The organism is Paenibacillus sp. PDC88, assembly GCF_900106725.1.
Lineage (GTDB): Bacteria > Bacillota > Bacilli > Paenibacillales > Paenibacillaceae > Paenibacillus > Paenibacillus shunpengii.
Genome location: NZ_FNNT01000004.1, coordinates 408,052 through 426,723 on the forward strand (window position 1 = coordinate 408,052; position 18,672 = coordinate 426,723).

General features: G+C 43.8%; 25 protein-coding genes and 2 tRNA genes. 20 read left to right on the forward strand and 7 right to left on the reverse strand.

Translation table 11 applies throughout. The features are described from left to right. Positions 1-46 precede the first annotated feature (46 nt). From BLW49_RS15230 to BLW49_RS15240, 3 genes are all read left to right on the forward strand, one after another. Positions 47-1,117: a hemolysin family protein gene (locus tag BLW49_RS15230; RefSeq protein ID WP_076313209.1), complete on the forward strand. Its 1,071-nt coding sequence runs from the start codon at positions 47-49 to the stop codon at positions 1,115-1,117. A gap of 220 nt (positions 1,118-1,337) precedes the next feature. Continuing rightward, positions 1,338-1,538, forward strand: coding sequence for a hypothetical protein (locus BLW49_RS15235; RefSeq protein WP_090725419.1), 201 nt, complete (start codon positions 1,338-1,340; stop codon positions 1,536-1,538). 12 nt (positions 1,539-1,550) lie between these two features. Continuing rightward, a complete protein-coding gene (locus BLW49_RS15240) occupies positions 1,551-1,835 on the forward strand; it encodes a hypothetical protein (protein WP_090725421.1) in 285 nt (94 codons plus the stop codon). Between the two features lie 7 nt (positions 1,836-1,842). On the opposite strand, the gene BLW49_RS15245 is transcribed toward BLW49_RS15240, so the two are convergent. Then, on the reverse strand, positions 1,843-2,064 hold the full coding sequence (locus BLW49_RS15245; RefSeq protein ID WP_090725530.1) for a DUF2905 domain-containing protein: 222 nt from the start codon (positions 2,062-2,064) through the stop codon (positions 1,843-1,845). 120 nt (positions 2,065-2,184) lie between these two features. Continuing rightward, positions 2,185-2,403: a hypothetical protein gene (locus tag BLW49_RS15250; protein ID WP_076313205.1), complete on the reverse strand. Its 219-nt coding sequence runs from the start codon at positions 2,401-2,403 to the stop codon at positions 2,185-2,187. A 487-nt stretch (positions 2,404-2,890) separates the two neighbouring features. Here BLW49_RS15250 and BLW49_RS15255 point away from each other — a divergent pair, with 487 nt between their 5' ends. The 6 genes from BLW49_RS15255 (at position 2,891) to BLW49_RS15280 (ending at position 7,031) form a co-directional block, all read left to right on the forward strand. Next, on the forward strand, positions 2,891-3,292 hold the full coding sequence (locus BLW49_RS15255) for a hypothetical protein (RefSeq protein WP_090725422.1): 402 nt from the start codon (positions 2,891-2,893) through the stop codon (positions 3,290-3,292). A gap of 229 nt (positions 3,293-3,521) precedes the next feature. Next, positions 3,522-3,607: transfer RNA gene (locus BLW49_RS15260), tRNA-Leu, on the forward strand. Between the two features lie 101 nt (positions 3,608-3,708). Next, positions 3,709-4,377 (forward strand): uracil-DNA glycosylase, encoded by a 669-nt coding sequence (locus BLW49_RS15265; RefSeq protein ID WP_090725531.1) that lies wholly within the window; start codon positions 3,709-3,711, stop codon positions 4,375-4,377. Positions 4,378-4,405: 28 nt separating this feature from the next. Beyond that, positions 4,406-4,825: a hypothetical protein gene (locus BLW49_RS15270; RefSeq protein WP_090725424.1), complete on the forward strand. Its 420-nt coding sequence runs from the start codon at positions 4,406-4,408 to the stop codon at positions 4,823-4,825. A 251-nt stretch (positions 4,826-5,076) separates the two neighbouring features. After that, the gene (locus BLW49_RS29225; protein ID WP_143042124.1) at positions 5,077-5,496 is read left to right on the forward strand and encodes a WGxxGxxG family protein; all 420 of its coding nucleotides are present in this window, start codon (positions 5,077-5,079) and stop codon (positions 5,494-5,496) included. A 335-nt stretch (positions 5,497-5,831) separates the two neighbouring features. Then, positions 5,832-7,031, forward strand: a complete 1,200-nt coding sequence (locus BLW49_RS15280) for a hypothetical protein (RefSeq protein WP_090725425.1) — start codon at positions 5,832-5,834, stop codon at positions 7,029-7,031. Positions 7,032-7,129: 98 nt separating this feature from the next. Here the strand turns inward: BLW49_RS15280 and BLW49_RS15285 are convergent. After that, positions 7,130-7,202: transfer RNA gene (locus BLW49_RS15285), tRNA-Val, on the reverse strand. Positions 7,203-7,338: 136 nt separating this feature from the next. Here BLW49_RS15285 and BLW49_RS15290 point away from each other — a divergent pair. The 6 genes from BLW49_RS15290 to BLW49_RS15315 all read left to right on the forward strand — a co-directional run bounded on the left by BLW49_RS15290 (position 7,339) and on the right by BLW49_RS15315 (position 10,251). Continuing rightward, the gene (locus tag BLW49_RS15290) at positions 7,339-7,560 is read left to right on the forward strand and encodes a hypothetical protein (RefSeq protein ID WP_090725427.1); all 222 of its coding nucleotides are present in this window, start codon (positions 7,339-7,341) and stop codon (positions 7,558-7,560) included. A 118-nt stretch (positions 7,561-7,678) separates the two neighbouring features. Further along, a complete protein-coding gene (locus BLW49_RS15295) occupies positions 7,679-8,122 on the forward strand; it encodes a GNAT family N-acetyltransferase (protein WP_076313198.1) in 444 nt (147 codons plus the stop codon). 123 nt (positions 8,123-8,245) lie between these two features. Then, entirely contained in the window at positions 8,246-8,485 is a 240-nt protein-coding gene (locus tag BLW49_RS15300) for a DUF3892 domain-containing protein (protein ID WP_047910910.1), read from the forward strand. Between the two features lie 398 nt (positions 8,486-8,883). Continuing rightward, on the forward strand, positions 8,884-9,078 hold the full coding sequence (locus tag BLW49_RS15305) for a hypothetical protein (RefSeq protein WP_076313196.1): 195 nt from the start codon (positions 8,884-8,886) through the stop codon (positions 9,076-9,078). Between the two features lie 186 nt (positions 9,079-9,264). Continuing rightward, on the forward strand, positions 9,265-9,822 hold the full coding sequence (locus tag BLW49_RS15310; protein ID WP_076313195.1) for a copper amine oxidase: 558 nt from the start codon (positions 9,265-9,267) through the stop codon (positions 9,820-9,822). Positions 9,823-9,948: 126 nt separating this feature from the next. Beyond that, positions 9,949-10,251, forward strand: a complete 303-nt coding sequence (locus BLW49_RS15315; RefSeq protein WP_047910914.1) for a DUF1292 domain-containing protein — start codon at positions 9,949-9,951, stop codon at positions 10,249-10,251. 79 nt (positions 10,252-10,330) lie between these two features. Here the strand turns inward: BLW49_RS15315 and BLW49_RS15320 are convergent, their stop codons facing one another. Both BLW49_RS15320 and BLW49_RS15325 read right to left on the reverse strand, forming a co-directional pair. Next, entirely contained in the window at positions 10,331-11,806 is a 1,476-nt protein-coding gene (locus BLW49_RS15320) for an aminotransferase class I/II-fold pyridoxal phosphate-dependent enzyme (protein ID WP_090725428.1), read from the reverse strand. 128 nt (positions 11,807-11,934) lie between these two features. Beyond that, a complete protein-coding gene (locus BLW49_RS15325; RefSeq protein WP_076313193.1) occupies positions 11,935-12,567 on the reverse strand; it encodes a DUF1054 domain-containing protein in 633 nt (210 codons plus the stop codon). A 324-nt stretch (positions 12,568-12,891) separates the two neighbouring features. On the opposite strand from BLW49_RS15325, the gene BLW49_RS15330 reads away from it, so the two are divergent. Next, complete coding sequence (locus BLW49_RS15330) at positions 12,892-13,491, forward strand: hypothetical protein (RefSeq protein ID WP_076313192.1); 600 nt, start codon at positions 12,892-12,894, stop codon at positions 13,489-13,491. A 252-nt stretch (positions 13,492-13,743) separates the two neighbouring features. Beyond that, positions 13,744-15,156: an NADP-dependent phosphogluconate dehydrogenase gene (gene gndA / locus BLW49_RS15335; protein WP_090725533.1), complete on the forward strand. Its 1,413-nt coding sequence runs from the start codon at positions 13,744-13,746 to the stop codon at positions 15,154-15,156. A gap of 44 nt (positions 15,157-15,200) precedes the next feature. Here the strand turns inward: gndA and BLW49_RS15340 are convergent, their stop codons facing one another. Then, the gene (locus BLW49_RS15340; RefSeq protein ID WP_090725430.1) at positions 15,201-15,527 is read right to left on the reverse strand and encodes a hypothetical protein; all 327 of its coding nucleotides are present in this window, start codon (positions 15,525-15,527) and stop codon (positions 15,201-15,203) included. A gap of 155 nt (positions 15,528-15,682) precedes the next feature. On the opposite strand from BLW49_RS15340, the gene BLW49_RS15345 reads away from it, so the two are divergent. Next, positions 15,683-16,189 (forward strand): shikimate kinase, encoded by a 507-nt coding sequence (locus BLW49_RS15345; protein WP_090725534.1) that lies wholly within the window; start codon positions 15,683-15,685, stop codon positions 16,187-16,189. A 73-nt stretch (positions 16,190-16,262) separates the two neighbouring features. Here BLW49_RS15345 and BLW49_RS15350 read toward each other — a convergent pair whose 3' ends face one another. After that, positions 16,263-16,571, reverse strand: a complete 309-nt coding sequence (locus BLW49_RS15350) for a rhodanese-like domain-containing protein (RefSeq protein WP_090725431.1) — start codon at positions 16,569-16,571, stop codon at positions 16,263-16,265. 151 nt (positions 16,572-16,722) lie between these two features. Here BLW49_RS15350 and aroA point away from each other — a divergent pair, with 151 nt between their 5' ends. Further along, positions 16,723-18,012 (forward strand): 3-phosphoshikimate 1-carboxyvinyltransferase, encoded by a 1,290-nt coding sequence (gene aroA, locus BLW49_RS15355; protein WP_076313189.1) that lies wholly within the window; start codon positions 16,723-16,725, stop codon positions 18,010-18,012. A gap of 100 nt (positions 18,013-18,112) precedes the next feature. Continuing rightward, positions 18,113-18,538 (forward strand): CoA-binding protein, encoded by a 426-nt coding sequence (locus BLW49_RS15360; RefSeq protein ID WP_076313188.1) that lies wholly within the window; start codon positions 18,113-18,115, stop codon positions 18,536-18,538. Positions 18,539-18,672 lie beyond the last annotated feature (134 nt).

Consider the following 18,672-nt stretch of genomic DNA (forward strand, 5'->3'; position numbering starts at 1 on the left):
TACTATAGGACTCTGGAGGTGAATCCCTCTTATAAGAGGGAAATCATTGGACGGAACAATTGCATTAAATTTGTTTTTGGTAGCTGTATTCATTGGACTGACAGCATTCTTCGTTGGAGCTGAATTTGCGATTCTCAAGGTGAGGATGTCACGGATCGACCAATTGATTGCGGAAGGCAACAAGAAGGCTGTTCTAGCCAAAAAGGTCGCACATGAGCTGGATTATTATCTATCGGCGTGTCAGCTGGGAATCACGATTACGGCGCTCGTTCTGGGTGCATTGGGTGAACCAACAGTCGAGAAAATGCTTCATCCGGTTTTTGATAGCTGGAATCTGCCGGCAGCCCTATCGACGGTATTATCCTATGTTATTGCCTTGTCGGTTGTTTCCTTCCTGCACGTTGTTATTGGTGAGCTTGCTCCGAAGACACTGGCTATTCAGTTCTCTGAGAGAATGACTCTGCTGCTGGCAGGTCCGCTGTATTGGTTCGGTAAGATAATGTATCCTGTAATTACTGCACTGAACAATTCGGCTCGCCTCTTGTTGAAGATTTTTGGTGTGAAGCCTGCAGGTCATGATACCGTGTATTCAGAGGAAGAACTGAAGCTGATTGTCAACAACAGCTATGAGAGTGGAGAAATTAATCAGACAGAGCTTGATTATTTGAAGAATATTTTTGATTTTGATGAGCGCATATTGAAGGAGATCATGATTCCAAAAGGGAAAATAGCTACCTTTAGCAGTGATATGTCCCTTGAGAGCATACTTGAGGTCATTCATCAGTATGAGTACACCCGTTACCCTGTTATTAATAAAGGGAATAAAGAGCAATATCTTGGCTTTATCAACACGAAAGAAATGCTGACAAGCATTGCTGCAGGCAGAGAATTTGATCTGAACGGTTTTATTCATCCGATGCCAAGTCTTAAGGAGACCTCGCCCATTAAGGATGTTCTTACTAAAATGCAGCAGAATCGGGTTCATATTGCACTTGTAACCGATGCCAGCGGCCAAGTTACAGGGCTCGTTACGATGGAAGACATATTGGAAGAGATCGTAGGAGATATTCATGACGAATATGATGATATTGCAGTGAACAGTGCGCCTGCCCATTAAGGGACGATCTGTTACGTGAAAGTTTATATAGATCTCATATCGTTGGAAAAAGACCCTTGCATATTGGTATGCAAGGGTCTTTTTGCGTAAGACTCCGTATGATGCATCTTATCATAGATTTGAATTTTTAAGAGTGAAGAAGACAAATTTTACAGTTGATAAAAGAACGTGTGTTCCTATATAATAGATACAAACAAATGTTCTTATTTGGGGTGAGCTTATGCCACGTAAATATATTGGCAAGGTTGTAGAAATCGTTTATCTGGATCGAGCAGGGCAGGTTAGTCAACGTAATATTGAAATTCATCGAATAGTAAATGGCAGAATTTATTCCACATGTCTTCATACAGGGGCTCCGAGAACCTTTAACGAGGAGAATGTGCTGGCTTGGCGACCTGTTAGAGCAACGATAACAGCTTAGGGAGTGATGAGGATGATGCCTGATTTTGAACGCAAACTGCTGCGGATCCTATACAATTTTTGTGGGCAGCGGAGACGCATGCCTCAAATGATGGAACTGGAAGTCAAGACCGGAAGAACAGAAAGTGGTATTCGGAAGGCTCTAAGAGAGTTAGAAAGACAAGGATTTATTAAGTGGCAGGATCAATCATCTACAGAACACATTATGATTCTAGAGGGCTGGGAGCCAGAGGAGCAAACGTCGGTGCGTTCGATACCAGCTTCATCAGATGGAATGGATTATTGGACGAAATACTAGCTGCTGTTTATTTCATAAAGTGGCGGATAATCCAGGAGATCAACGTAAGGATAAGACTAATAACGATACAAGTAACAATGGGGAAATAGAATTTAAAGTTCCCTCGATCTACATAAATGTCTCCTGGTAATTTACCTAGTTGCACAAATCTTCCGAGAATCATCCAGATCAAGCCAATCACGATCAGTGCAATCCCAGCAAATATGAGAAGCTTAGGCATATTGTTCATTACTAGCTCACCCCCATTAAATAATAAAATAGCCAGAGCCATGATGCCAAGCCCCAGCTAATTCATATCTATGATTTACATTGCGTTGTAAATTTATGAACAGTACATTGTAGGATAACTTTAAGATAAAGCCAATTTTCTTGAGCGGTTAATACTGATAATCCGGGTAATTTGCTCTACTTCCTCATATGGTATCCAAACCGGACCAAAGGTTGTTTTTAATACAAGCCTTGATGAATGATCTGTAGGAACAGGATACCCAGTTAGGGTCTCTCCATCTTTGCTTCGTACCATGATCTGCTGATTACGTTTCATCGCAATAATCGCTTCTTTATTCATAAGCCTATTCTCCCTATGCCAGTGATTAATGTAATGAATCAGGTCTAATTACATTGCAAACTGGTTGTTTTATCACATCTTTTTTCACTTTCATGTCTACGAATAGTCTATCAGAACTAGTTCTAAATTTCTACAATAATCCAGGAAAAAATATCTTAAAGTTAAATAAACCAATTCGGCTGGAGTTTAAACATTCGTGATGAATATGAAGAAATGAGTGAGTAAGTTTAATGTGGCAGATAATATGGGTATAACTATCTTAGGAGGAATGCACAATGAATATTCATGGATGGTATATCGTTATCTTTGCTGTAATTATTGCTGCGGGTATTGGTGGCATTGCTTGGTGGATGAGAATGGCGAGCAGAAAGAAAGGGTACAAGGAAGAATAATCTGTGTTTTAGCTAAATAAAGGTAGCTCGTTATTATTCTGTAGATCTGCTTTCTATTCAGGGTACCAGATCAACTTCTTAGAGGGAGCAGAAATATGATGAATGTATTAAAATTTGGGATCGTCATGATGTGCTTATTATTTCCTGTTGCTTGCGCCACAGACTCTGCAGAGCGGGAAGAATCATCCGCAGGGACAGTTCAGACGGAGAACAACGATCCTTTTGTTACATGGTCTGGTGGGATTCCATATAAAGTAATTACCGAGGAAGTTCTTCCAGATAAGTTGGCAAGTGAGGAGCTAGGTGAAGTAACGATGGAAGTAACTTTATCGGAATTAACAGAGGATAACGAGCTTAAAGGTCAAGACGGCTTAAGCAATTATTTGAAAGCGGGATCGCTGATATTTCAATTAAAAGATGCGAACACGAATGAGGTTATTCTTGTTGAACATGAAGGCCAATTATACAAAGCCGTGCGCTTAGATCATGAAGAATAAACTATTCATGGCGATGCAAACGTTCAGGAGTCCATCTCGAAGAGGTGGATTTTTTTGTGCGGTTAAAGTCAGATCAAGATTTCATGAGCACAGAGCTTGTCAAAACGTGACTGTTCATATATAATAAGAGATACCGGATTTTTGAGCATATTTGCTGGGGAATTCGAAAGTGGTTGTGGATTGTTCTTTAACTTTACACTGAGTTTGGTTAAACAGTCTATACACATACGCCGGGGTGGCGGAATTGGCAGACGCACAGGACTTAAAATCCTGCGATGGGTGACCATCGTACGGGTTCGACCCCCGTCCTCGGCATACATTTAGATGAAATAGGCTGGCTCCTAACAGGAGTCCAGCTTATTTTTTTAGATATCTATATATGGTATAAAGTGATTGGGAATGAGGAGAGCAGATATATGTTTAATAATGACTGGGATGAACTGCTGCGGGACGAGATGAGTAAGGATTATATGCAAGAGCTTCGATTGAAGCTGGCTGTTGAATATAAGACGCAAACGATATATCCTCCGAAGGAAGACATATTCAATGCGTTGAAATTGACCTCGTATGCGAATACAAAGGTTGTGATTATTGGACAAGATCCATATCATGGAGCGGGTCAGGCGGAAGGGCTAAGTTTTTCTGTCAAAAAAGGGGTTAGAATCCCTCCATCTTTGCGAAATATATATAAAGAATTACATAGTGATCTTGGGGTGTCCATCCCTACACATGGGTCTCTTCAGGATTGGGCGGAGGAAGGAGTTCTGTTACTAAATAACGTATTAACTGTGAGAGAGGGAGAACCTGCTTCACATCGCCATATCGGATGGGAGCGGTTTACTGACGCGGTAATTGAGAATTTGAATGTCCGGGAGCAGCCTGTCGTGTTTATGCTCTGGGGAAGTCACGCACAGAAGAAGGGGGCCTTCATAGATCGTTCCCGTCATCTGGTTATAGAATCAGCTCACCCGAGTCCGCTTGCAGCTCGGCACGGTTTTTTTGGAAGCCATCCATTTTCTCGAGCGAACGCCTTCTTGGAAGAAGAAGGAATCAAGCAAGTAAATTGGATAATCTCGGACAAGTAACAAGAAGAACACGGAGGTGAACGGGAGAATGAAACACTGGGTAGGCCAAAGAGTGCTGGTGGAACGAGCAGGTGGTCGTAAAGATCCCGTTCAAGGGATATTGCTGAAGTGGGATGCAGATGCCGAAATCATCGTCGTAGGAGCGAAGAGAGTCAAGATTCCGTTTAGTCAAATTGTACGAATTCATCCCTTGCCTGAGGATGCCTATGGAAAAGGCAAGAAAAGAGCAAGATCTTCTATTCATACGGTCGGATATGTGATGCGTCAGTCGATTCAATTTGATAATGCAATTTACTTCAAATCTGCGGTAACGGTATGGAAAGGGGTTAAGCTAATTTCGTACCGGACGACAATCAGCTCTCATGACGACCATAATGTGGTACTTGAAGACGGGACAGTCCTTGATAAAGAACTGTATACGTTCGTTGTGAGGTCAAGGCGTGGATAAGATCTCATTATTTTAATTTAAATTTTATGTTTCTATCATGCAGCGTTAATAATCATGCGGTATTCTGTACTCGTAACCCTTCAAGAGATGATTGGTATATATGAAAACTCACCGGCTGCAAACGGTGGGTTTTTTGCTGTACATAAAAATTAGGATTTGCCCCATTTTTCCCCCACATTGATGCTTGTATAACTTTAAATTGCGGAGGGGATTATACAAGCGACAGGCCAAAACAATAATCAGTGGGGTGAATGATGATGAAAAAGCAATGGGCAGCCACTTTAGCAGCTGCAAGTATTTCTATGGTAATTGCTGTTCCGGCAATGGCTGAAACGAACACAAACCATATGAACGATAATCCGGTTAAGAATTCGGTTAATCGTTTGGAAAAAAACTTGGGTATTGATGGGACAGACAACGGTACAACAAACATGAATCGTACTCGCACAATGAACAACATGAACAATAATATGTACGATGGCAGAGGTACTGGAACTGGAACTTACAATACCAATGCTTACAACAATGGTACTTATGGTACCAATAACGTTCGAGCAAACGCGACAACAGATCGTGGAAACGGCTGGGGATGGCTTGGTTTGTTAGGTCTGTTCGGCCTTGCCGGGCTTCGCAAAGAGAAGCATGAGGGAACACCTCATCACGCGAAATAATTGGAGTAAACAGAGAGAAGTGACAAAAAAGATTTGAAAAATCAGGATACCCGCCCTGTCATCTAATCTAGGTATTCATATACTATCTCATACCTTAGAGATAAGGAGGAGAGCAGCATGAGTGAAGTATCTAGATCCGGATATTGTGGAGGTTACAATGGTTGGTCTTCCATCGGAGCGATTCTTGTTCTTTTCATTCTACTTGTCATCATTTCCAAAACCATTCTATACTAATCACCAAAAAATAAAGGATCCCAGGTATCTGCGGGTCCTTTATTTTTTGGTATAATCTCCTCAAACATCTCACCAAATGAAAACTGAGAGGAAGAATAAACATGGGAATCAACTTTCATTCTGCAGCAGATGTGCTGCTTGAGCTCGATGTAGAACCGTTATGGCAGGGATTTCGAAAAGTCGCCTACGCGATATATAACTCGAGCGAAGTTTTCCTATTTCACCATCCCAAATTTCAATCAGATACGTTTCATCAATTGAAATGGGACCAGCCATTCGTCGGTAATACGTTAATTATGTATAAAGATCATCCTACAGCAATTGTGAACGTGGAAGGAATTGAGGATATGGCAGAGCTCAAGTCACTCCTTGTGCATGAGCTGTTTCATGGATTCCAGTATTTGTGCGAAGAGAAGAGGTTCCCAGATGAGCTATTGGGTTTAACCTACCCTCTTCTTGAAGAGAATGTGGAGCTTAGGAGTCGGGAAAGGCAATGTCTTCGTCTTGCGCTGGAGGCAAGTGATACACAGATAAGGGATGGTCATTTATCCGAGTTTTTTAAATTTCGCAGTAGGAGAAAAGAGCTGCTGGGTTCATATTTTACATATGAGACAAGGGTAGAGACCATAGAGGGGCCTGCTTATTATGTGGAACTGAAGGCATACGCCGAAGATTCAACACAATCATTGCGTTCTATATTGAATCTGTTTGGACAAGAATTGATAAATTCAAAAGCCGCCACACTTCAATTAAGAAAAAGCTGCTACTACTCGGGCTTGTGGATGTGCTTGCTGCTGGATGAGTTCACAGAACGATGGCAGGAGGATTTTTTACATTCGGAGAATTGTTTGTACGAATTTCTAAGATCTCATTCCCACCCGGAAGAGCAAAGTAAAATAAAGGATATTAAAGTAAGTGAAGAGACGGAGACAACAATAGAATATGTTAAAGATAACAGAACGGCTGCGTTCAAGCTGTTTGAAGAGAGTGCAGGATTTCACATATTTATTGAAGGAGATATAGCTGTGAAGAGCATCGATCCGCAAAATATAGATGCACTGCCTGGCAGGCTTCTTCATCAAAACTATGTTAAACTCGCCTTTGGTAACGACGAAATTTTGATACAGCAGCCTGTTGTTTCCTATTATGAGACGGATCTCTGGCAGGCATCAAAACTCCATGTGATTGTAGAAACAAGACCTGTAATCTGTGAAGATAAAGTTAGGCTGGATGGAATCGGTGAGATCAGGGGAGTACATAAATTTAAAGAAGAAGAATATATTTTCCAACTGCACGTGTAATGGGAAGAGGCAGCACGAGTCGAGAAGGATAGTCCGCACTACATCATATGAGTTGAGAAAAAGAAGAAAACCCTTGATAATCAAGGGTTTCTCAGTGATGATCTGTAGTGGGCTCGAACCACTGACCCCTACCCTGTCAAGATAGTGCTCTCCCAGCTGAGCTAACAGATCATGGAATAATAATAAAAAGTGAATAAATTTATATTATCAGGCTTATTATGTGATGTCAATCCCTGTCCTATGTTTAATTTTCCCTCAAATGAGCAACCTTAAAAGGATGAAAATCACAACAAGAGGATGGGGTTCTATGAACAGAAGTGTGACCCGTAGTCTGATCATACTTATGATCTGTGGAATAGTATTAACCAGCATAACAGGATGCACCTTAACTCCTTCACAGGAAACAATTAACCTGCAGCTGATTGAGCCAGCTGATTCAGATCTTCCTGTAATCGATGAGGTATATCGAAAATCCGTAGGCGATGAAGTTTACTCCAAGCCATCAAATGAAGAAACATTTTTACCGTAGCAAAGGTGCACATGCTTGCTTTAATTATCCATATCGAAGACAGACTGTACGATCACTGCTGATGTAGTGTATAATGGTTTGGATTTTTGCATTTATGGATAGTAAGAGGGGGAGACGTATGCCAGCCGAGATTATTAATGTTACAACACAAGAACAGCTTGAAGCTGGGCTGAACATTCGCAAAACGGTGTTCGTAGAGGAACAGAACGTTCCAATAGAAGAGGAAATAGACCAATATGATGTTCTGAGTCCGGATGCACACCATATTTTAATTCAGGATGGACAAGAGATGGTGGCTACCGGCCGCTTGATTTATTATAAAAAAGATACAGCAAAGCTGCAAAGAATTGCTGTCCTGAAGCCTTATCGGGTAAACGGATATGGTCGTGTACTGATTATGGCGCTTGAAGAAAGAGCAAAAGACCTGGGATTAGCCTACTCTATATTGGATGCACAATGTCAGGCAGAAGGCTTCTATAAGAAGCTTGGATATGAAGTGATCTCGGACGAGCCTTTCTATGATGCAGGTATACTGCACGTACGGATGCAGAAAAAGCTCTAAGCGAGAATATTATCTTTCATAAGAAGTCCACTTATTGGGCACAATCATAGATGTCGGAGATCAGGTTATCCTGAATCCGAGCAGGTTACAAACTATGGCTGCAAAAAAGGAGTGTATGTTCTTATGGAAAATAACACACGCGAGCAATTTGTTGCCGTTCAAAAAAACGGAGACGGAGATTTAACCGCATTTAAGACGTCAACGGGCCGAGTGCTTGATTACAATCAAGCGTTGAATGAGATCCAAACCGGATCCATTGCAGGAGTAAATGTATTCAAAGCGAAAGATGGCTCCCTTCGTATTCGCGGAGATGCCGATGGTGATCCGACGAATAATTTGGATCAACTGCCTATCTTTCAATAAAATATCTTGATCGGATGTCATATCTGAACTGTCAAAGGGAAGCCCAATTGCTGGGCTTCCCTTTTTACTTGCTTTTTAAAATTGACCATGTCCATTGGCAAAACATAGTTTAGTCTTTACACCTTCAGCGGAATTTTTTGGATCCCGAACGACTTTTGCGAAGCAACCGGAGAGAGGGAGTCAAAAAATGGAGCGCCTGAAGCAATCGGAGAGAGGGAGTCAAAAAATGGAGCGCCTGAAGCAACCGGAGAGAGGGAGTCAAAAAATGAAGCGTCAAAATGGAGCACCAACGCACTCTCTTATGCACCTTCTCCGCGAATCCCCATACAATGCATTACCAGGCACACGAAGCTGCAGATGAACATGCCTTAAACACCTACGAAAGAGGGGAAGCATCCATGGCAAAGGGGAAGGGGAATAAAGGCGGGTCAAGTAAGGAAAAGGTGCGGACAAGTATGAAGCTGGTGACGTCCGAGGTGTGTGAAGTCTGTAAAACACCGTGTGAACGCGGAATGGCATACGCAGAGCGCATGCGGGAACCGGGAGCAGTAGGGAAGGGCGTCCCTTGCATCTTGACCAAGCCTAAAGGTTAGACCCAAATGACGTGCACCGGGCCCTTTCAAGGAACGGTGCATGTTAAACCCAGCATAGAAGAAGCGGCAGGATACATATTTCGTAAATTTTTCTGAAAAATTTTCCAAACGTACCGCAACTTGTTCTCCGGGATGAAGTATAAATAGACATACTATATTCTCATTGCTGGAGGGGAACAAGAGCTTATGAAGTGGAAAAGAACGCTTGCCCTTGCAATTGTGTTCTCGCTCTTGGGCAGCGGATCCATGTTGTTTGCTGACTCGGTTACCGAACGAATTCGTGTCATTATTAATGGGCAAGAAGTAAGCGGCGGTGGTTACTTTATAAATGGAACGACATACGCTCCGGTCCGTGAGATTAGCGGGCTTGCTTCATGGGATTCAGGAAATGGCAAGGTTACCATTACCAAGCCGAATGTGCATATCACTTTGTTCAAAGGTGAGACAGTGTTTGGGAATGTCAATGTAGGTAAATTAAAGTTTAACGTGTTAAGTCAGGTCGATAGTCTGGATGGGAAAATTTCCGAGGTCAAAGTAGCGATCACCGACCCCTCCGGAAACGTGAAAAATATACAATCCGAGAAGCTGGGCAGCGGATCGAAGGATAATTTTTGGTTCAAAACAAATGATTTTACTTATGATTTTAAAAAAAGCGGGAATTATAAAGTAGGGTTCTATATGAAACCGTCAGGCAGCAATTCGTTCTTCCTTGTTTCGGAAAAAGTGATTACGGCCTTGGATTAGAGTTTCATTGATTTTGTCCCGTAATAGTGTTACGATACGTCCGTATGATTACAAGTGCGACCGTAGTATGATGTTACAAATGCCTATCGTATGATTACAATATAAATATAAAAGTGAGGTATTCTCATGAGCGATCACAATCATGTTCACGACGAACATTGCAACCATGACCACGATCATGAACACGAAATGGCTGTTCTTACCCTGACAGACGAGAATGGTGCAGAGGTCGAAATGATCCTGGCGCAAACTTTTGACGTAGACGGCAAAGAGTATGCGGTACTGCTCGAGCGCGATAATCCTGAAGCGGACGGATTGATCCTCCGCCTGGAAGAAGAGAATGAAGAAGTTGCGTTGTATCAAATCGAAGATGAAGAAGAGTGGAACCGTGTTGAAGCGGCTTTCAACGAAATGGTCGAGAACGAGTAATCGGCGCATCTTCTTCTCAACAGACGAATAAGACCAGACAAGTTGTCTGGTCTTTTCTTGTGCCCTATAACGACAAGTATTAAAAAATAGGCTCCGCCTCAACGATCACTTTGACATTCTGAATCGTTCGGTCCTCTGGTCCTTTAACAGGCAGACCAACCTCGACATGCTCAATGATGTAGTCGATATTATCCTGAGAAATGACTTCACCCGGCAGCAGAATCGGTATACCTGGAGGATACACATAAATAAATTCAGCAATAATGCGGCCCTCCGATTCCTTGAACGGAATCACCTCGGTATCACCATAGAAAGCCTCACGCGGTGTCAGCATCAGCTGAGGAATTTCTGGGATTTTAACGACAAGCTCATTGGCTTGATTCACATTGTAATACGTGTTCGACAGCTCTTGTAGTGCATTAAGCAGTGTATTGACAGTGTCATCATTATCGCCTGGTGTGATCAGGCAGAGAATGTTGTACATATCACTCATTTCCACTTCAATGTTGTAATGCTTGCGAAGCCAGTTCTCTGTATCATAGCCGGTGAGTCCAAGATGTCGAACATGAATCGTCACCTTGGTCGGATCGTAGCTATAGGTGGCTTCTCCGCCTAGTATTTCTTCGCCGAAGCAGTACAGCCCTTCAATATCATTAATCGCCCGGCGGGCATACTCCGCAAGATCAATGGCCTTCTGAGCCATGCTGTGTCCATAGAGTGCAAGATTACGTCTTGCTGTATCCAGTGAAGACAACAATATATAAGATGTAGAAGTTGTAGTCAGCATACTGATAATCGTCTGTACCCGCTCTGGATTAACGAATCCGTTCTTGGTATTCAGGTTCAGGACCGAGCTTTGCGTCATCGAGCCGCCTAATTTGTGCACACTTGTAGAGGCTAGATCTGCACCAGCTTCCATAGCAGACATAGGAAGATCCTCATGGAAATGAATCAGTACACCATGCGCCTCATCCACAAGAACGGGCACTTGGTAACTGTGAGCCAGCTCCACAATCTCCTTCAGATTCGCACAAACGCCGAAATATGTTGGATTAATGACAAGCACACCCTTTGCATCAGGATGGCGTTCCAGTGCCCGGCGTACCGAACCAACTGTAATTCCGTGATCAATACCGAGATTTTCGTCACTGACCGGAGAAATAAAGATCGGTTTGGCTCCGGAAAAAATGATGGCAGACATGACTGATTTATGCACATTCCGCGGCACGATAATCTTCTCACCAGGTCCGCATACGGACAAGATCATGGTCATAATCGCACTGCTTGTCCCTTGTACACTAAAGTAGGTGTAATCTGACCCGAATGCATCGGCAGCCAGCATTTGTGCTTCTTTAATTACTCCAGTCGGTTGATGCAAATCGTCAAGTGGCGCGATATTGATCAAATCTATGGAAAGGGCGTTATCCCCTATGAATTCGCGAAACTCTGAGTCCGTTCCAAGTCCTTTTTTGTGACCAGGGATGTGAAACTGTACCGGATTGTTAGCCGCGTGGTTCTTAAGTGCTGTAAAGAGCGGCGTACGACGGTGATCCATGGATGCTGTCACAACCTTTCATTATTAAGAATAATCAAACCTAGATGAGTATAGCAAAATGAAAAGGGAATGAAAATGGATTTTTTATGATCCGGCCTTTTATTTATAAATATTGGGATATACTCTGATTAAAATGACATTTTATACAAGGGCAGCAGGGCTGCGAAAGTCTCTTCTATAGTCTTGCCGAACTTCTGACCATCCAGAAGGAGCGGATCATCCTTGTCGATACGAAGTCCACATAAAACCTCGGATTTCTTCACATTTTTGAGTCGTTCCGCCATACGCTGAAAATCTTCCTTCGTCATGTCTGCATGATTTGTTCCTTCCGGAATCATATGGTCGGTGGACCAATAATAATGTCCGGGTATATTCTGTGCTACTTCTTCAAACTGACGGGATAATGCTTCAGCGAACACTTCCTTATTGCTGCTCTCATAGATGATGGCGAAGATCACGAACGCATGTGTACCGAACATTCCAACTTGAAAATGGGGATATGCCTTGTACCCTCTTTTATTGTTGGCTACTGCAACCCAGGTATCGTTCGGCGGATTCACCTTCCGGCGGGCATGCTTCGCAACGTGGACAAACATGTCTTCGCCGCACAGCTCGCTGAGGAATGGCGCTGAGGCCGCCCCAATGGCCTCAAGCTTCGGCCGAACCCGTTCAATCAATAGCTCCATGCGGGGCTCCAGTCCGGGTACCTCGAATACTTCAAAATCCGCTTCATTTAATGAGGGGTATGTGAGTTGTGACATTATAAGTAATCCTCCTTATAGGTTAGCATGAACCTAAACACTATCCAATATAATAGTATACACAATATTACGCGACTCATTATAACACAGGAGTACCCGCTTCCCCTCTCTTCAAGTTTGTACATTTGCTGGATAGTTGATGAAGATTATCGGGTAAAAAAATGGTCAAACGACTAAGTACGCTTCCCTTGAAGTCAGTATAAAATAGGGTAAGCCGACTTATGGTGGAGCGAAGAATGGCAAGGATACCAAGGCGGCAAGTCTCATTTTTTAATAAGTAAGATCCGGCTCACATGATCGTAAAAAAATGGAGGAGGAAGTGCCATGAACAAGAGCTATGAAGTGGAATACTGCAATTTAGAGCTCCGGTTTAGCCGCCTTCGTATCCAACAGCTCATTAAGGATCTCATTCAGGAAGGGTATTCGCTATATTGGAGCGAAGATGAGGATTACTTTATTTTGTCCGTACGTACAGGCCGCAAATTAGTAAAGCTGAAATTTCAGCAAATGAGAACTGGTGATTATAAGTTGATTGGTGACTATATCATCAAGGATGCAAAGCTTGCAGAATATATCGAGAAATTGATTGGAGACACGAGAGGGCATGCTGTCGTTCGCAGATTCAAGGATCATATTATCGTAATAGAAAATATTTTGTTCGGTGAGGTCATCAGGCTCGTCGAAGTGTCGGGCTTCAAGCAGAAGGTGATCTATCAGAAGGGGCCGGCACCAACGCTCGAGGAAATGGAAGAGATGTTCACCTCCACGGAAGGGGAATTAAGACTTACACTGCTTCGGATGGAGATCGACGATGAGCTGGAACGGCTGTATGAGGCCATCGGTGCAAATGATACAACAAGGGCAGACAAATGCCGTGCCAAGCTTCTTCAAATGCAGGATCGAATGCTGATGCTTGAATGGTGAGGCTGCCACAAATATATAAAGTAAGAGCAGAGAGTTTGAGCATTTAATGAACACCTCGTGAATAGAGGTGTTTTACCCTTGTTTTGGAGGACCCGGTATTTTACTTCCAAAACCAAACACGATAGAATAGGGGTATTGTTGAAGCGCACTTCATTATACTACATAGAGAAAAGGACTGCAGACGTTATGCTTCCTCATGAAGGCGATCGACAGTGGAAGTCAAAAAAATACGAAGCAAAGGATGGAGATAGAGTGGCAAAACAACAAATTGGTGTTATCGGCCTCGCCGTTATGGGTAAGAATCTGGCCTTGAATATTGAGAGTAAAGGCTTCTCGGTTTCTGTATTCAATCGTTCCCCGGAGAAAACGCAAGATCTTCTAAAAGAAGCTGACGGCAAAAACTTGGTAGGAACGTTCTCTATAGAAGAATTCGTACAATCTTTGGAATCTCCTCGCAAAATATTGATTATGGTACAAGCTGGTCCTGCGACAGACGCGACGATTGAGCAGCTGGTTCCACATCTGGATCAAGGCGATATTATTATTGATGGAGGAAATGCCTACTTCCCTGATACACAGCGCCGCAGCAAGGAGCTTGAAGAAAAAGGCTTCCGCTTCATCGGTGCAGGGGTTTCCGGTGGTGAAGAGGGCGCTCTGAAAGGTCCATCCATTATGCCTGGTGGACAAGAAAGTGCTTATGAGCTTGTGAAGCCGATTCTGACTTCGATTGCAGCTCAAGTAAATGGCGAGCCTTGCACAACATACATCGGTCCTGACGGTGCAGGACATTATGTGAAGATGGTGCATAACGGTATTGAGTACGGCGATATGCAGTTAATTGGTGAAGCTTACCATCTGCTCAAGGATGTGCTTGGACTGAACGCTGAACAATTCCACGAAATATTCAGCGATTGGAACAAAGGGGAGCTCGACAGCTACCTGATCGAAATTACAGCGGATATCTTCTCGAAATATGATGAAGAGACAGGCAAGCCTATGGTAGATGTGATTCTCGATGCTGCGGGTCAAAAAGGTACTGGTAAATGGACAAGCCAAAGCGCCCTGGATCTTGGCGTGCCTCTGTCCATGATTACAGAATCCGTATTCTCCCGTTTCCTGTCTGCGATGAAGGAAGAGCGTATTGCAGCAAGCAAAGTGCTGAGCGGTCCGAAGACAGAAGCATTCACAGGCGACAAAGCGGAGTTTATTGAGAATGTCCGCAAAGCCCTGTTTGCAAGTAAAATCGTATCCTATGCTCAAGGCTTCGCACAAATGCGTGCAGCTTCTGATGAGTACGGCTGGAACCTGAAATACGGGAATATCGCAATGATCTTCCGCGGAGGCTGCATTATTCGTTCCCAGTTCCTGCAGAATATTAAAGATGCTTATGATAAGGATGCCGAGCTGAAAAATCTGCTCCTCGATCCATATTTCAAAAATGTGGTTGAATCCTATCAGGATGCTTGGCGTAAAGTAATCTCCGTCGCCGTTGCAAATGGTATTCCGGTTCCTGGCTTTGCAAGCGCCCTGTCTTATTATGACAGCTATCGTACGGAAAGACTTCCAGCAAACCTGCTGCAAGCACAGCGTGACTATTTCGGTGCTCACACCTTCAAGCGTGTGGATAAAGAAGGTACATTCCATTACAACTGGATGGGGAACTAGTATTTATTAGGTAATGAGTCCTGAGCAGTTTTGGTGATATAAAGTTATGGACTGTGTTCTTCATAGAGGCCGAACAGTGCTTCCTTAAGACACTTCCTTAACCTCTCCTGTGTGCAGTGATGGGAAGCATGCTCATCTAACAGCAGCAGGGAAGCCTCACTAAAATATTGGAAGCTCTGGATAAGACGTGGCTTTGGAAGATCTACGAGAAGTGGATCCTCCGAAGCCACTTTTTGTTGTACATAATGAAGCACGAACAGCACATCATCTCTGCAGATGACATGACCTGTCTGGAAAATTCGAGCGATTCGGCTGGGCGAGGGCTTTTTGACGGCTGTTTCGAGGCTAGTTGTATTTTGAATGGTGTTCACACTCCCTACAGGTATGCTATAGACAACTCATTACTATTATGAGTACGTGATAGGATGTCCTTTTATGACTTCTTGGCGGATGATTTTATCTGTGATATGTTTAAATGAAATAGCGACTGATAGTTCAATTAAAGGGGTGGCAAAGGTCTTTGAGTATGAGTAATGAGAATATCGTCCTTATCGGGATGATGGGAACAGGCAAAACAACAGTGTCCAGTCTGTTGGCGGATAGGCTGGGATACAAGCTTGTGGATATTGATGCAGAAATAGAGGCACAGGAAGACTGCCCGATCCCGGTGCTGTTTGAACAAAAGGGAGAAGCGTATTTTCGTGAGATAGAAACAAGCGTATTGCTTCGTGTTCTTGACCAATCTTCACAGATTATCTCCACAGGCGGTGGCTCCGTGCTAAAGCCGCACAATTGTGACGCAATGAAGAAGGCAGGGTGGGTGGTTGCTCTTACAGCGAGCGCAGAAGCGATTATAAGACGGGTTTCTGCCAATCGTGATCGTCCGTTGTTAGCGGGAAATGTGGAAGAGCGTGTACATCAGATCATGCAGGAGCGCCAAACGAAGTATTCTTTCGCAGATCTAACGGTGGATACATCAGATATGGAACCGGAAGAGGTTGTTCATTATATTTTAGCGCATCACCGCGTTTAAGCTGTTGTGCTTTTAAGGTCTGTTGTAGTATGATTAAAAAAAGGACAGGCATGAATGCCTGCCCCTTAATTTATTAGCCTTCCAGCTCGTTCCAGGCAATCATTCCGCCGACCAGATTGGTGCATCCGTCAAAGCCCTGCTGAGCCAAATACTCGCAGGCTCTTTCACTGCGATAGCCGCTGCGGCAGATGAAGATAATCTCGCCCGTATTCTCGATCTCAGAGAGTCGGTCCGGAATCTGACCAAGAGGAATATGCTTAGCGCCGGAGATCATGCCGGCTGCAACCTCTTCGTCTTCACGGACATCAATCATCTGGAGAGCTTCGCCGGATTGAAGCCGGACTTGCAGCTCAGAAGGTGTAATTTCAGGTACTTGGTTCATAAGGTAGAAACCTCTCTTCTATATAATTTATCGATAGGCAAGTTCATGAATGTACAACAATTCAATGATAACGAAGACAGATGGAGCATGTCAATTTGTTGACGGATTCAACTCTCGTGATATTTTTCTATAAAAAAGGAGCTATGACACGATGGACGTTCTAGTAAACAATACCCCTTCACTCGCCGGAGAGATTAATGCGCTTTCCTCCAAAAACTATACGACACGCTATTTGCTGGTAGGTGCGCTTGCAGAAGGAACCAGCACCATTTACTATCCGGCTCATAGTGAGGACAGTGATGCGATGCGGCGCTGTATACAGGAGCTGGGGGCTGAGCTGATTGAGGATGAGGAGAAAATAACGATTACCGGTTTTGGTGCCTCTCCAAAACAGGTTTCTGAGCTTAATGTAGGTAACGCAGGGGCAGTTCTGAGGTTTCTTATGGGTATCGCAGCACTTGGTGAAGAAATTCATTTTGTGAATACATACCCCGAATCACTGGGGAAACGTCCACATCAGGATTTAATTGATGCACTTGAGCAGCTTGGCGTGGAGGTGGAGCATCAGGATGGAAGACTGCCGATTACGATTCGCGGAGGGAAGCCTCAAGGCGGAGCCATTCGGGTATCAGGTTCTGTTAGCTCCCAATATTTGAGTGCATTACTGTTCCTGACACCGCTCTTGCCTGAGGACAGCACGATTGAAGTTCTCGGAGATCTGAAGTCCAAGGTCGTTGTTGGACAGACGCTGGAGGTTCTAGAGCAGGCGGGCATTATCATTCATGCAGATGAGAATTATATGTTCTTCACAGTGCCCGGCGGACAAAAGTACAAGCCTGCTGAGTACACGGTACAAGGAGATTACCCAGGATCGGCTGCCATACTGGCTGCTGCAGCGGTTACGAATTCTGAGGTTACGGTAACAAGATTAATGGAAGAGAGTAAACAAGGAGAGCGCGCGATTGTTGATGTGCTTCGAATGATGGAGGTTCCCCTCACGCATGAGAACAATACTGTCACCATCAAGGGCAATGGCAGATTGAAGGCGGTGGAGTTTGATGGGGATGCTGCAACCGATGCGGTGCTTGCTATGGTTGCCGCTGCTGTATTTGCAGAAGGAACATCCCGCTTCTATAATGTTGAGAATTTAAGATATAAGGAATGTGACCGGATAACAGATTATTTGACGGAGCTGGCCAAAGCAGGAGCCAAGGTAGAAGAGAAGCAGGCTGAGATTATTGTGCATGGAAGACCGGAAGGGGTAGAAGGCGGCGTGGAAATTAATGCCCATTATGATCATCGGGTTATTATGGCCTTAACGATTGTCGGGCTTCGCGCAAAACAGCCGATTCGGATCAAGGATGCTCATCATGTAGCCAAATCCTATCCGGGGTATTTTGACCATTTGCAGACGCTTGGGGCTAACGTAGAATGGGTATAATACAGTATCAATTTCATAATACCTTTGGCTACCTATGAAATTGAATCACGATAGAAGTGTTAATAATGAATCTGTTGTTAGGAGAGGAGCGAATGCTCAAATGACTTTTGCTAATCCTTCACGTGAAGAGATCAAAGAAATTTTGGCTTCTGCAGGCAATATAGCGGTTGTGGGCTTGTCTGATAAACCGGACCGCACCTCTTATATGGTATCGCAGGCGATGCAATCCAGAGGTTATCGAATTATACCCGTAAATCCTGGAGCGGATACCATCTTGGGAGAGAAATGCTACCCTGATTTGAAGAGTGTTCCGGAGCCTGTCGATATCGTCAATGTCTTCCGCCGCAGTGAATACTGTGCGGATGTGGCAAGAGAGGCGGCGGAGATCGGGGCTAAAGTATTGTGGCTGCAATTAGGCATTGTAAACGAAGAAGCCGCGCAGATCGGCGAAGAGCATGGAATGACGGTAATTATGGACCGCTGCATTAAAGTAGAGGATTCCATTCTTCAACCCAGAACAATATAAGCAAACCCGAAGTAAGGCTGTTTCCACAAAGAAGACTGTGGGGACAGCCTTCTTCATATGCATTATTTAAGCACAGGAATCCGTTCAAAGAGCCTTGCAGGCTATGAAATCAATTCAAGTTTATTCTCATTTTG